The organism is Daejeonella sp., assembly GCF_046590655.1.
Taxonomy (GTDB): Bacteria; Bacteroidota; Bacteroidia; order Sphingobacteriales; family Sphingobacteriaceae; genus Daejeonella.
On sequence record NZ_JBKJUM010000047.1, the window covers coordinates 1 to 13,110 of the forward strand.

At 41.2% G+C, this 13,110-nt stretch carries 12 protein-coding genes; 8 read left to right on the top strand and 4 right to left on the bottom strand.

The window, feature by feature from the left end; all coding sequences use genetic code 11:
• The 3 genes from ACLL8Z_RS05375 to ACLL8Z_RS05385 all read right to left on the bottom strand — a co-directional run.
• Positions 1–3,311 (bottom strand): vitamin B12-dependent ribonucleotide reductase (locus ACLL8Z_RS05375; protein WP_411273739.1); only part of this gene is annotated, 3,311 nt, incomplete at its 3' end.
• A 321-nt stretch (positions 3,312–3,632) separates the two neighbouring features.
• The gene (pyk, locus tag ACLL8Z_RS05380) at positions 3,633–5,063 is read right to left on the bottom strand and encodes a pyruvate kinase (protein WP_411273740.1); all 1,431 of its coding nucleotides are present in this window, start codon (positions 5,061–5,063) and stop codon (positions 3,633–3,635) included.
• Positions 5,064–5,120: 57 nt separating this feature from the next.
• Entirely contained in the window at positions 5,121–5,540 is a 420-nt protein-coding gene (locus tag ACLL8Z_RS05385) for an IPExxxVDY family protein (protein WP_411273741.1), read from the bottom strand.
• A gap of 147 nt (positions 5,541–5,687) precedes the next feature.
• Between ACLL8Z_RS05385 and ACLL8Z_RS05390 the strand changes: the two genes are divergently transcribed.
• The 5 genes from ACLL8Z_RS05390 (at position 5,688) to ACLL8Z_RS05410 (ending at position 10,386) form a co-directional block, all read left to right on the top strand.
• Positions 5,688–5,924, top strand: coding sequence for an acyl carrier protein (locus ACLL8Z_RS05390; RefSeq protein ID WP_008508386.1), 237 nt, complete (start codon positions 5,688–5,690; stop codon positions 5,922–5,924).
• A 22-nt stretch (positions 5,925–5,946) separates the two neighbouring features.
• Positions 5,947–7,200, top strand: coding sequence for a beta-ketoacyl-ACP synthase II (gene fabF / locus ACLL8Z_RS05395; RefSeq protein ID WP_411273742.1), 1,254 nt, complete (start codon positions 5,947–5,949; stop codon positions 7,198–7,200).
• A 71-nt stretch (positions 7,201–7,271) separates the two neighbouring features.
• Entirely contained in the window at positions 7,272–8,000 is a 729-nt protein-coding gene (rnc, locus tag ACLL8Z_RS05400; protein WP_411273743.1) for a ribonuclease III, read from the top strand.
• Positions 8,001–8,002: 2 nt separating this feature from the next.
• Positions 8,003–9,643, top strand: a complete 1,641-nt coding sequence (locus tag ACLL8Z_RS05405; protein ID WP_411273744.1) for an ArnT family glycosyltransferase — start codon at positions 8,003–8,005, stop codon at positions 9,641–9,643.
• The gene (locus ACLL8Z_RS05410) at positions 9,640–10,386 is read left to right on the top strand and encodes a lysophospholipid acyltransferase family protein (protein WP_411273745.1); all 747 of its coding nucleotides are present in this window, start codon (positions 9,640–9,642) and stop codon (positions 10,384–10,386) included. Before ACLL8Z_RS05405 ends, ACLL8Z_RS05410 begins: the two co-directional genes overlap by 4 nt.
• On the opposite strand, the gene ACLL8Z_RS05415 is transcribed toward ACLL8Z_RS05410, so the two are convergent.
• Positions 10,383–11,156 carry a hypothetical protein gene (locus ACLL8Z_RS05415; protein ID WP_411273746.1) on the bottom strand — a complete coding sequence of 258 codons (774 nt, stop codon included), beginning with the start codon at positions 11,154–11,156 and terminating at the stop codon, positions 10,383–10,385. The two genes, ACLL8Z_RS05410 and ACLL8Z_RS05415, sit on opposite strands and share 4 nt — an antisense overlap.
• A gap of 106 nt (positions 11,157–11,262) precedes the next feature.
• On the opposite strand from ACLL8Z_RS05415, the gene ACLL8Z_RS05420 reads away from it, so the two are divergent.
• From ACLL8Z_RS05420 to ACLL8Z_RS05430, 3 genes are all read left to right on the top strand, one after another.
• On the top strand, positions 11,263–12,138 hold the full coding sequence (locus tag ACLL8Z_RS05420; RefSeq protein WP_411273747.1) for a YicC/YloC family endoribonuclease: 876 nt from the start codon (positions 11,263–11,265) through the stop codon (positions 12,136–12,138).
• A 110-nt stretch (positions 12,139–12,248) separates the two neighbouring features.
• Positions 12,249–12,818, top strand: coding sequence for a guanylate kinase (gmk, locus tag ACLL8Z_RS05425; RefSeq protein ID WP_411273748.1), 570 nt, complete (start codon positions 12,249–12,251; stop codon positions 12,816–12,818).
• A gap of 18 nt (positions 12,819–12,836) precedes the next feature.
• A partial coding sequence (locus tag ACLL8Z_RS05430) for a nicotinate-nicotinamide nucleotide adenylyltransferase (protein WP_411273749.1) occupies positions 12,837–13,110 on the top strand: 274 nt, incomplete at its 3' end.

Genomic DNA, 13,110 nt, shown 5'->3' on the forward strand with positions numbered 1-13,110 from the left:
CATCCCCCCTGCGTACCGCAGTTCAAACACTTATAACATGTGCCCGATCTTACCATGATATGACCACAATTACCACAAGCCGGAGCGTCAGACTGTCCGCCACCAGAAATATCAAGAACTGGTTTTAATTTCAACCCTGATGCTGGTACCAGACTTGGAATTGCAGCTGCTGCAAATGTATTTGAAACATCATTATTCACATCTTCGTTAGCCATTTGCGGGTTTCCCAATACAGCCTTCTGTTCAGTGAGTACATGAACAAGGTCTGTACGGCTCAGATACTCGTAACCAAGCATTCTGAAGATATAATCAATAATTGATGTTGAACTTTTTATATTATCATGTCCGCTAACCATACCTGATGGTTCAAATCGGGTAAATGTAAATTTGTCGACGAATTCTTCCAAAGGCACGCCGTATTGCAATCCAACAGATACAGCAATTGCAAAACAATTCATTAAAGAGCGGAAAGTTGCGCCTTCTTTGTGCATATCCACAAAGATTTCTCCCAAGGTGCCATCCTCGTACTCACCTGTTCGAACGAAGACCGTTTGACCACCTACAGCCGCCTTTTGAGTGAATCCACCGCGTTTACCCGGAAGATTTTTGCGTTCAACAACGGATGATAACTGACGCTTAAATTTAGTATCGGTTGACCGCTCAAGGATCGCCCTGGCTGCCTCAAGAACCTGCTCTGCTGTCAGATCACATAATTTCACATTTCCCGCTTCTCCGAGTACCTCTTCAACCGTGTCGAGTTTATCTTCTTTGCTATCAGACGATTTAGTTGATAATGGCTGTGATAATTTACAACCATCACGATAGAGAGCATTTGCTTTCAATGCCAGCTTCCATGATAATTCGTAGCAGTCTTTGAATTCTTCAACCGTTGCTTCATTAGGAAGGTTGACGGTTTTAGAGATGGCGCCTGACAAGAACGGCTGTGCAGCAGCCATCATTTTGATGTGCCCGTGAGCGTGAATATAACGCTCCCCTTTTTGTCCGCACTTGTTCGCGCAGTCGAATATTGGATAATGTTCTACTCTCAAATAAGGTGCGCCTTCTACAGTCATCGTACCGCAGATAAACTCATTTGCTTCTGCGATTTGCTGGCGGGTAAAGCCAATTGAGCGCAATAGATTGAAATCAGGTGAGGAATATTGTTCTGATTTAAAACCTAGACGGTTCAGGCATTCTTCGCCCAGACTCCATTGATTGAATACGAATCCGATCTCAAAAGCAGCCAGGAGAGATTTGTCGATCTTCTCAAGCTCGTCCTGGTTAAATCCTTTTGCCGCAAGACTGTCGAAATTGATGTGCGGAGCACCCTGCAATGTTGCTGTGCCTTTCGCATAATTTACGATTGCCGCAATCTCATGCTCTTTATAACCCTGGTTGCGCAAGGCCGCTGGAACTCCCTGATTGATGATCTTAAAATAACCACCGCCAGATAATTTTTTGAATTTTACGAGTGCAAAATCAGGCTCAATACCCGTAGTATCGCAATCCATTACCAGCCCGATTGTCCCTGTTGGGGCTATTACCGTTGTTTGAGCATTGCGATAGCCATATTTTTCTCCCAGCTCAACTGCTTTATCCCATGAGTTGCAGGCAGCAGAAAGTAAATAATCCGGACAGAACTTAGGATCGATTCCCGGAGGAGCTATTTCCAGCCCTTCGTAAGCATCATTATTGTATGCGGCATAACGGTGATTACGCATTACACGCAACATATGTTTTTTATTCTCTTTATATTTTTTGAATGTTCCTAGTTCTTTTGCCATCTCAGCAGAAGTAGAGTAAGCAGTACCAGTCATCACAGCGGTGATGGCTCCGCCAATAGCGCGGGCTTTATCGCTGTCGTAGGGTATTCCGGCAACCATCAACATCGAACCAAGGTTAGCATAACCTAACCCTAGGGTACGGTAATCATAAGATAACTGAGCAACTTCTTTCGAAGGAAATTGTGCCATTAAAACTGATATCTCTAGTACAACAGTCCAAACACGGCACGCATGCTCAAAACCCTTGACATCAAAAACCAAAGTCTTTGGATCAAAGAAATGCGCAAGATTTATAGATGCCAGGTTACAAGCTGTATTGTCGAGAAACATATACTCAGAACACGGATTCGATGCATTAATACGCCCACCTTCCGGACAAGTATGCCACTCATTGATTGTAGTGTCATACTGTATGCCCGGATCGGCACAAGCCCATGCGGCGAAAGAAATGTCATTCCAAAGCTTTTCTGCTGAAACCGTTTTAACCGTGTTTCCGCTAATTCTGCCTATTAAGTCCCAGTTACCGCCTTCATTTAGTGCTTTGAAAAAGGTATTTGGCACACGAACCGAATTATTTGAATTCTGGCCTGATACCGTACGATAAGCTTCACCTTCATAATCGGAAGAATAACCTGCTGCAATCAAAGCAGCAACTTTTTTCTCTTCTTCAACTTTCCAATTTACGAAACCCTCTATTTCAGGGTGATCAAGGTCAAGACAGACCATTTTAGCAGCCCGGCGGGTTGTACCCCCTGATTTGATAGCACCTGCTGCCCGGTCCCCAATTTTAAGGAACGACATTAGACCTGATGAATAACCGCCACCTGAAAGTTTTTCGCTCTCTCCGCGGATCGAAGAGAAATTGGTTCCTACACCAGAGCCATATTTAAATATCCTTGCTTCCCGAACCCAAAGGTCCATGATACCACCGTCATTTACCAGATCATCACTCACTGAAAGGATGAAACAAGCATGTGGCTGCGGGCGCTCGTAAGCAGATGTTGATTTCTCAAGTTGGTCTGTTTCAGGATTTACAAAATAGTGTCCCTGAGGCTTTCCGGTGATGCCGTAGGAGCTATGAAGTCCTGTGTTAAACCATTGAGGTGAATTTGGCGCGGCAAGCTGTCCGACTATGGTGTAAACCAGCTCATCGTAAAATATATTAGCATCTTCTTTGCTTGAAAAATAGTTGTAGCGTTCGCCCCAGATTTTCCAGCAGTTAGCCATACGGTGTGCTACCTGTTTGATACTGGTCTCTGAAGATGTAGATCCGTCTGGCTGCGGAACCCCTGCTTTTCGGAAATATTTTTGTGCAAGAATATCTGTTGCCACCTGGCTCCAGGTTTCGGGAACTTCAACATTCTTCATTTCAAAAACAGCATCACCCGCCGGATTGCGGATCACCGATGTTCTCTTTTCATAATTAAACAGGTCGTACACGTCCACGCCTGCTTTTGTGAAATAGCGCTGGAAACTCAGACCTCTTCCGGTTCCTTTTGCGGCTTTGTTTGAAGGTGCTTTACCCATAATGATATAATTGATGTTGTTTGTGAGTTCGTTTATGCTGGCTGTGAATAACTTACCCCTGAAAAAAAGTTTAGAGGTTTTTAATCAAATCTATCAGTTGGTAGCTAGGTTCCCGAAGAAGAGTTTTCCACAGCTTGTTAGTGTAACAACACCTCAGCACGTATTCAGTTGGTAATGCTATGGTTTAAAGAAACTTAACGGTGTGGAAAACTCTGGAAACAGGCGTTTTCAGACATATATTATTACACAAAAATACACATAAAAAAAGCCGGCATTTGCCAGCTTTTTTTATGTGTATTTTATGCTCCTTAGGAGCCGGACTTAATCTATAACCGTTACTTTGATCATGTTGGTTTTGCCTTTTTTCTCAATCGGAATAGCAGCTGTATTGATTACTACATTTCCAGATTCAACCAGTTTTTCGGATCGCAGGATCTGGTTCACTTCACGAATTGTTTTATCGGTACTCTCAAACTTATCGTAATAAAAGCCTCTTACTCCCCACAACAAGCTAAGAGTATTTAGAAGCTTTATGTTACTTGTAAAAATAAAAGTAGCCGCTTTAGGACGATAGCTGGAAATTTCGAACGCTGTGTAACCAGACGAAGTCATAGAAATAATGCCAACAGCATTGGTCTTTTCTGCAAGAAATACTGCTGATCCACAAACTGCATCACCCATATAGGTAGATGCTTCCCTATTTAAAACTTTGGGATTATTGAAAGGGTAGTCGGTTTCTTCCACATTTCTTACAATTTTCTGCATAGTTTCTATCACGATGAGGGGATAATCGCCGACAGAAGTTTCACCACTAAGCATCACCGCATCGGCGCCGTCAAGGACTGAGTTAGCCACATCGTTGACTTCAGCACGCGTAGGGCGGGGTGAAGTAATCATGCTCTCAAGCATCTGGGTTGCAACAATAACTGGTTTTGAAGCAGCACGGCACTTTTTAGCGATCATCTTCTGAAGCATTGGAACCTGCTCCATAGGCATTTCCACACCCAAGTCGCCACGGGCAACCATAACACCGTCAGTAGCTTCTATAATTTCATCGATGTTATCGATTGCCTCAGGTTTCTCAATTTTGGCAATAACACGCGCAGCATTACCGCTTCGGGCTATAATGCGTTTTAATTCAATAATATCATCAACAGAACGTACAAATGATAAACCTATCCACTCTACATCATTTTTTAGCGCAAATTCCAGGTTGTTAAGATCCTCTTCAGTTAAACTCGGAATTGACACTTTGGTATTTGGAAGATTTACTCCTTTACGCGATGTGAGGTTACCACCATAAACAACTTCACATTGGACAGAATCTTTATTATTTGTCGAAATAACCCGCATCTGTATCTTTCCATCATCAAGCAAAATAATCTCACCAGCGCGCACATCGTTAGGAAAGCTCTGATAGGTTATGTAGATCTGCTTATCATCTGCTACTAACTCGTTGGTAGTGATTTCTATTTTCTGACCGCCTACGAGATTAATACCGCCATCTTGTACAAGTCCTATTCGTATTTTCGGACCCTGAAGATCGGCCAGGATCCCCACGTTAGTTTTGTATTTCTTATTAATGTCGCGAATAATATCAATAACCTTTTGATGATCCGCCTGTCCGCCATGTGAAAAATTCAATCGGCAAACATCTACACCCGCCTTTATCATACTGAGTAAAACTTCTTTATTGGAGGAGGCTGGGCCCAGAGTGGCCACAATTTTCGTTCTGTTATGAACCGCTTTCATCTTTATGTCTTTTATTTAAAAAATTGGTATTAGTGTACCCAGTACACCAACCGGGTGCTAAAATATGAGATTTTCTTTGGATTTCAATTTTTTAGGATCCACTTCAGCGGCCACAAGCACTTCCGGAATCTTATTTATGCCAACAATTATGCCTCGTAGGTCGTCTTTATCGATATAATTACGTATTAATAAAAAGAAATCAACTTTCGTCATTTCCGGCACCAGAAATCGCTCTGTACCTCGATTGGCCAAAATAAAAGATTCCGTTTCTGATTCAGGCATTAAATAAGCGTACCTGCTGAAGTAAAATAATTCGTCATCATTACTAAATAACATCTCTAAATCTGTAATTTTAGAAAAATCTGTACCCAGTTGCTTGTTAACTTTATAACAAAACATATAATCCTTGAGCTGCGCAGTGATTGCTACAAGCACAAAGTCAAGGTCTAATTCGAACTTTAACGTTGTTTTATTCAATATTATAGAAAAGCTAAAATTACAAAAGTAAAACGCTTTAGGCTTTAAATTGTATGATATATGTCCGCACTAAACAAAAAGGTTTGAAAATTGACAGAATTTATTTTTCTTTGCACAGAATTATTTAACAATTAAACTAAAAAAACCATGTCTGATATCGCTTCAAGAGTTAAAGCAATTATCGTTGAAAAATTAGGTGTTGACGAAAGTGAAGTTACACCAGAGGCATCTTTCACCAATGATCTTGGTGCTGATTCATTAGACACCGTGGAATTAATCATGGAGTTTGAGAAGGAATTCAACGTAGCTATCCCTGATGACCAGGCTGAAACAATCGGTACAGTTGGTCAAGCTATCGCTTATTTAGAAAAGAACGTAAAATAATTTTACGACATCCTCAATATAAATGGAGCTTAAAAGAGTTGTTGTTACAGGACTAGGTGCGCTTACTCCAATTGGAAATACTGTACCCGAATTTTGGGACAGTTTAATCAATGGGGTAAGCGGGGCGGGTCCTATAACTCATTACGACCCTGAGAAATTCCGGACAAAGTTCGCCTGTGAAGTCAAGAATTTTAATCCCGAGGACTTTTTGGACAAAAAAGAAGCACGTAAACTCGATCCATTTGTACATTATGCAATCGCTGCTTCCGACGAAGCAATTAAAGATGCTGGTTTAGATTTCCCTACCCTCGATACAAATCGGATAGGAGTTATTTGGGGATCGGGTATTGGAGGTTTAAAAACCTTTACCGATGAAGTGGTGAATTTTGCCAACGGCGACGGATCACCTCGATTTAATCCGTTTTTCATCCCTAAGATGATTCTGGATATCGCGCCAGGTCATATTTCTATTCGCCACGGACTGCGTGGACCGAACTTCTCAACTGTTTCCGCTTGTGCATCTTCAACAAATGCTCTGATTGACTCATTCAATTATATTCGCCTAAACATGGCTGATATTATTGTATCCGGTGGTTCAGAAGCTATTATTTATGAAGCCGGCCTGGGTGGATTTAATGCAATGCATGCACTTTCTACCCGTAACGATGATCCAAAAACGGCTTCCAGGCCTTTTGACAAAGACCGGGATGGCTTTGTAGCCGGAGAGGGTGCAGGAAGCATCATTCTTGAAGAACTAGAACACGCAAAAGCGCGCGGAGCCAAAATCTATGCTGAATTAGTGGGTGGAGGTATGAGTGCTGATGCAAACCATATAACGGCGCCTCACCCTGAAGGCCTTGGAGCAAGACTGGTTATGACCAATGCTTTGCGGGATGCAGATCTTAAACCTTCTGATATTGACTACATTAATGTGCATGGAACCTCGACTCCGCTCGGAGACATTAGTGAAGTGAGAGCTATTGTTGATCTTTTCAAAGAGCATGCTTTCAAATTAAACATCAGCTCTACAAAATCTATGACGGGCCATTTGTTAGGAGCTGCTGGCGCTGTCGAAGCTATTGCAGCGATCCTGGCGGTGAAAAATGACATCATACCTCCTACCATAAATCATTTCACTGACGATCCCGGTTTCGACCCAAAATTGAATTTCACTTTTAACAAAGCGCAAAAGCGTGTTGTGAACGCTGCGTTGTCCAATACCTTTGGATTCGGCGGTCATAATGCCTCTGTTATCTTCAAAAAATATAAGGCATAAATCTTTTACCTGCAATTATTCCGGGTCATAAAACTGTATATTAGTTATTCTAATCCGATTTATTTTCTTTGATGCCCGTTTCCAAGCTCTACAAACTCTATTTATCTCCGGATCGTAAATATATCAGGTCCTTAAACAACCTTTTAGGATTTGTACCAGGAAATATAAGACTATACAGAATGGCTTTCCGCCATCGCTCTGTTGCTGTAGAAGTAAAGAATGGAGCTAAGAATAGTAATGAACGGCTGGAATTTTTGGGTGACGCAATCCTGGGATCAGTAATTGCCGAACTGCTTTTCAAAATGTATCCTTACAAAGACGAGGGCTTTCTCACAGAAATGCGTTCCAAAATCGTCAGCCGCTCAAATCTCAATCAGCTGGCGAAGCGTTTAGGCCTGGATGAGCTAATTGAATTTGACACCCGGATCCTTTCCCATTCTAATAAACAGGGTTCGCTTTTGGGAGACACTTTCGAAGCGATGATCGGGGCAATTTACATGGATAACGACTATGATTTCACGCGCGATTTCCTGATCACCCGTATTATTAAACCCCATGTTGACATCCATACACTCGAACTTACCGAAACAAATTTTAAAAGTAAGCTTATAGAATGGTGCCAGCGACATGGAAAAGATATTTCTTTTGAAATCATCCCGAATGGGGAAGGTGAAAATGCAAAGTTGTTTACTGTACAAGTAACGGTGGATGGCGAAAACTGCGGTCTTGGGAGAGATTATAATAAGAAGAATGCAGAAAAGTTAGCCGCGGAGAAATCCTGCGAATTACTAAATATCTAAAAATGAAAATCGGTTCAGCAAACCTGGAACAAAAAAACCTGCTGATAGCCATAGCCATTCTCATCCCTCTTGCATATCTTCTGAATTTAAACTCTTATCAGCTGCTTTTCGAAGAGCCGAGGCGGGCCTTGGTTGCGCTTGAAATGATGATATCGGATAACTGGCTAGTTCCAACAACTAATGGAGAACTCTATTATAACAAGCCTCCACTTTACAACTGGGTGTTAATATTCTTTATGAATTTGCTGGGAAGCGCAGAATGGGTAGTACGGCTGCCATCAGTTTTATCCCTATTCGCAACAGCACTCATACATTATCGTATTAGCAGGAACTATATCGGTAAAAAGGCGGCACTTCTTTCAGCCCTTTTCTATATAACGAGTGCTGATATACTCTTTTTCTTTTCTTTACTCGGTGAAATAGATTTATTTTTCGCATTCATTGTCTATTTGCAATGCGTTCTGATATTTCATTTCTACCAACAGAAAAAATGGCATTGGCTGTTTCTGTGTTCGTATCTGCTGACCTCAGCTGGTTTACTTACCAAAGGGATTCCTTCGCTGTTCTTCCAGGGTATTACGCTGCTTGCCATCTTTATTATCAATAAAGACCTGAAAAGGATCTTTTCAATTTGGCATCTGGCGGGAATACTCCTCTTAATTTTTTCCTCCGGAGGATATTTCTACCTATATTCTTTACAACATGAAACGGGACCATATCTCGCCCGCTTATTCACTGAAACGTTTTCCAGGACTGCTCTTGAAAAAAATATTACTGACAATTCAAGACATCTCATCAATTTTCCGATAATGCTGATTAAAATTTCTGCACCCTGGTTTCTGCTATTTGGGCTGATAGTCAAAACGAAGTGGAAAGAGAAGTTTAAAAATAATCCTTATATCTACTTTTGTCTATGGTTTTGCCTCGCCAACGGCGCGGTCTACTTTTTGTCGCCGGGAACCCGTGAAAGATATCTCTATATGTTTTTACCCTTTATATATGTGATATTAGTTCACGTATTGGACGACCTGGACAAAAATCCATGGGTAAAAAAATTCTATTTATTTGTGGGAATTACCGTAACTGCCGGGCTCATTGGAATAGCAGTGTTTGGAATCTCGCTCAACTTTATAGTGCCGTCAATACTATGCATACTGATGGCGCTCATGTTAGCTCCGGGAATGTATCATATCAAGTTTAACAACTCATATAGTCATCTGCTGGCTGCAGTCTTTATTATCCTTGTGGCCCGGGTGGGCTTTGATCTGGTCATTCTACCGGCCAAAAAACAAAATGACCCTTATAGAAGTGATGCACAGAAAATGGCGGATCTGATCGGGACGGAACCCTTATATCTGACTGGTCCACCTCAACCAAGAATAGACGATGTAAAACTAGCTGGTAAACATTTTATAACCTTTAAAAGGGACGAACCAACAATTCTGGCATTTCAGACTTCTTACTACTTATCCAGATTCACAGGCAGAATACTGAAATACACCCCTGTTCCAAATCTTCCTGGTTTCTATATCAGTAATGAGAAATTTAAAGATCCTGCGAAGGTGGACGTTTTTTACAGATTTAATAACAAGTCCAATAAGGAGGTCAATTGGTATATTTTGTATAAGTCCAGGCCTTTATGAAGGGCATAAAAAGAGTTTTTTCTTTACTGTTCCTGATTTGGTCTTTTGTGATCTTTATTGCAGCGATGCTGCTGGCACTTCCCTTTATTTTCTTCTTCTCGACTTTGCTTAGAAATAAAAGGGGCTCAAATATTATTTTTTTCTTTTTGAAGGCCTGGGGATGGATCTTTTGCATTTTGTGTTCACTTCAAATCAGGACCCTAAACAAATCGTCAATCGATCCTATGAAAGCCTACATCTATGTTTGTAACCATAATTCATATCTTGACGCAATTGCAGTCGTCCTTGCCATTCCAGGTTCATTTAAGCCGCTGGGCAAAATTGAGATGGTCAAAGTTCCTATTTTTGGGCTTATTTATCGAAAAGTGGTGGTCTTAATTGATCGGGCAAGTAAAGAGAGCCGGGCAAAAAGTGTCGAAGAGCTAAAACAAGATCTGGCAAACGGACAATCCATCCTTATCTTTCCGGAAGGTACTATGAACCGGGGGGACGAACCGCTCACCGATTTTTATGATGGTGCATTTCGCCTCGCTATTGAAATGCAAACTCCTATAGCGCCCATGGTAATCATCAATGCGAGAAATTTGTTCCCAAGAGCCGATCCGCTGGCTGCCAAACCCGGAGTTATTACCTGTATTTTTGATAAACCGGTTGAGGTAAAGGGCCTCGAACCAGCCGAACTGGAGAATTTGAAAGCTCGTGTTTATGGTAACATGGAAGCTTTGATTAAGCAATCTTCTTAATATTTGAGATTTTTTTCTGTGAGATCAGGTGCTTTAGGCAAAGCCGGTAAACTCAAAATGCCTTTAGGCCTGCCTGAATTATTAAATGTCTCAAGCGATCTTTTAACGTAATTGACAAACGCATACTCATCCATACGAGACAAAGTCTCATAGCCGGGGCGATAAATCACCATAAAATTTTTGAGATCCCCATCGTTCAATCCCGTTATACTCCCGATAGTTGAAATATTAAACCTGCGGTCGATCTCTGTTTGTTCCATTTCCTTGAGATAAAACAAATTAAAACGCCGGGCCTGATTGGGCGTTTTACCAAGCAATTCATAAAATGCGGTTAAAGGTTGAAATACATATGCGAGTAAAGGTGGCTTTCCAGCATAGTAAGAGCCCTTTTTTCGATATTGATCTCTAAGCTCGTCTAATTCCTCTTTTTTGCTTTGTCCCGTCACCTTAACCTCGTCCAGTTCAATAACCTTTTGCATCTGTAAAACCAGGTCAGTGATCGACAATAGCGGTTTTACGATATCTTGATACCCGGATTTAGTAAACAAGAGAGTATCGCCGGCAGAAGCTGCAATCTGAAAGAGTCCTAATTCATTACTTAACACCCTTGCGCCGGTTTTCTTATTGACCACAGAAACGTTGGCAATCCGTGAAACGCCGGATTTTTCCATAACTAATCCCTGCACAGCATTTTGTTGAGCAAGGCAAATTACCGCACTCCATAAAAGAATGCATGTAAAGACAAATATTCTGAAAAGTTTTTCTTTCATCAATTAGATCAAATTTAGCAATTCGAGGCCCTCTAATTCCTTAAATAATGTTAAATCTGCTTTCGACAGTTTCAGTAGCTTTGGTATTAAATCTTATCTTTGCCCGATGATTAAATCCATGACAGGATACGGTTTGGCTACAAAAGATTTTGCAAATGCGAAGTATACTGTGGAGATCAAATCATTAAACAGTAAGTTCCTTGAACTTTCTCTAAAGATCCCTAAAGCTTTTTCAGATAAAGAATTTGTCTTAAGAAACGATTGCAGTAAACAAATTGAACGCGGAAAAGTAAACATCAGTATTAGTGTAGAATATGCTGAGACAACCTTTAAGACTTCAAGCATTAATCAAGACCTGCTTAAACATTATTACACACAGCTTAAAGCTTCCGCTGATAAACTGGGAGATACCGGCAGCAACCTTTTGCAAATGGCTTTAAATTTTCCTGAAGTTGTTCAATACACCTCTGATGAGGGTACGGAAGATGAGTGGAAAACTGTATATCAAACCTTCGGAGAGGCACTAATCAATTTTCAGAACTTCCGTCAGGATGAAGGCGATGTACTAAAGCAAGATCTCGTTCTGCGCATTAGTAATATTTTGGAGGGGATGGCATTAGTTTCTGAACAGGAACCTTTCCGTATTCCCGCTATCCGCGAACGGCTTAATCACTTCCTTGAGGATGCTGTAGGGACAGAAAATGTCGACAAGAATCGATTCGAGCAAGAGTTGATCTATTATATCGATAAACTTGACATTACCGAAGAAAAAATCCGTCTTAAAAGTCACCTCGATTATTTTCTGGAAGCCCTGAAGGATAAAGATGCCAATGGTAAAAAGTTAGGCTTCATATCTCAGGAAATCGGCCGGGAAATAAATACAATGGGTTCAAAAGCCAATGATGCAAAAATGCAGCAGATCGTCGTTGGGATGAAAGAAGAGCTGGAGAAGATAAAGGAACAACTATTAAATGTACTATAAAAGTTGTACGTTTTACGTTATACGTTGTAAGTTTTTGCAAACGTACCTATCGGCTAAAGAAGTTTATAGCAGATATCCGAACGTAAAACGTATAACGTATAACGTATAACATGAACAAAGGTAAACTCATCATATTTTCCGCCCCATCTGGAGCAGGTAAAACTACCATAGTCCAGCACTTGTTGAAGAAAGTACCTTCCCTTTCGTTTTCTATTTCGGCTACAACCCGCGAACAAAGGCGCGATGAAGTTGACGGGAAAGACTATTATTTCATTTCAAAATCTGATTTCCTCCATAAAATAGCTCAAAAAGAATTCGTGGAATTTGAAGAAGTATATTCCGGGACATTTTACGGCACACTTCGATCTGAAATTCAGCGGATATGGGCGGGCGGCAAGCACGTTATATTTGACATTGACGTAGAAGGAGGCCTTCACCTGAAGAAAAAATATGGCGACAATGCACTGGCTATTTTTGTTGATCCGCCGTCTCTTGAGATTTTAATAAAACGATTAACCAGTCGTGGCACTGATGCACCGGAAAAACTTGCAGAGCGAATAAAAAAAGCGGACAAGGAACTTCAATACGCTGATCGTTTTGATGTTGTCCTTAAAAACCATGATCTGAAAACGGCTTGTGCGGAAGCAGAAAAACTGGTTGCCGATTTCTTAAAGGATTGATCAGTCAAAAACATCGTAATGAAGATCGGCTTATTCTTTGGCTCCTTTAATCCCATCCATATCGGGCATCTGATAATCGCCAGCTACATGGCTAATCATACCGATCTCGATCAGGTTTGGCTCGTAGTATCTCCACACAATCCTTTAAAAGAGAAAAGCGACCTGATCAATATGTATGACCGTTTGGAAATGTGCAAGCTCGCGACAGAAGATGCCGACAACATCCGCGTTAGCGATGTGGAACTAAAACTGCCTCAGCCATCTTACACTATTGACACCCTGACCCATCTTC

Bases quoted from the DNA above. Each gene is read 5' to 3' on its own strand.
- gmk (WP_411273748.1), top strand. From the start codon at position 12,249: ATGAACAAAGGTAAACTCATCATATTTTCCGCCCCATCTGGAGCAGGT.
- ACLL8Z_RS05420 (WP_411273747.1), top strand. From the start codon at position 11,263: ATGATTAAATCCATGACAGGATACGGTTTGGCTACAAAAGATTTTGCA.
- fabF (WP_411273742.1), top strand. From the start codon at position 5,947: ATGGAGCTTAAAAGAGTTGTTGTTACAGGACTAGGTGCGCTTACTCCA.
- ACLL8Z_RS05410 (WP_411273745.1), top strand. From the start codon at position 9,640: ATGAAGGGCATAAAAAGAGTTTTTTCTTTACTGTTCCTGATTTGGTCT.
- rnc (WP_411273743.1), top strand. From the start codon at position 7,272: ATGCCCGTTTCCAAGCTCTACAAACTCTATTTATCTCCGGATCGTAAA.
- ACLL8Z_RS05390 (WP_008508386.1), top strand. From the start codon at position 5,688: ATGTCTGATATCGCTTCAAGAGTTAAAGCAATTATCGTTGAAAAATTA.
- ACLL8Z_RS05415 (WP_411273746.1), bottom strand. From the start codon at position 11,156: ATGAAAGAAAAACTTTTCAGAATATTTGTCTTTACATGCATTCTTTTA.
- pyk (WP_411273740.1), bottom strand. From the start codon at position 5,063: ATGAAAGCGGTTCATAACAGAACGAAAATTGTGGCCACTCTGGGCCCA.
- ACLL8Z_RS05405 (WP_411273744.1), top strand. From the start codon at position 8,003: ATGAAAATCGGTTCAGCAAACCTGGAACAAAAAAACCTGCTGATAGCC.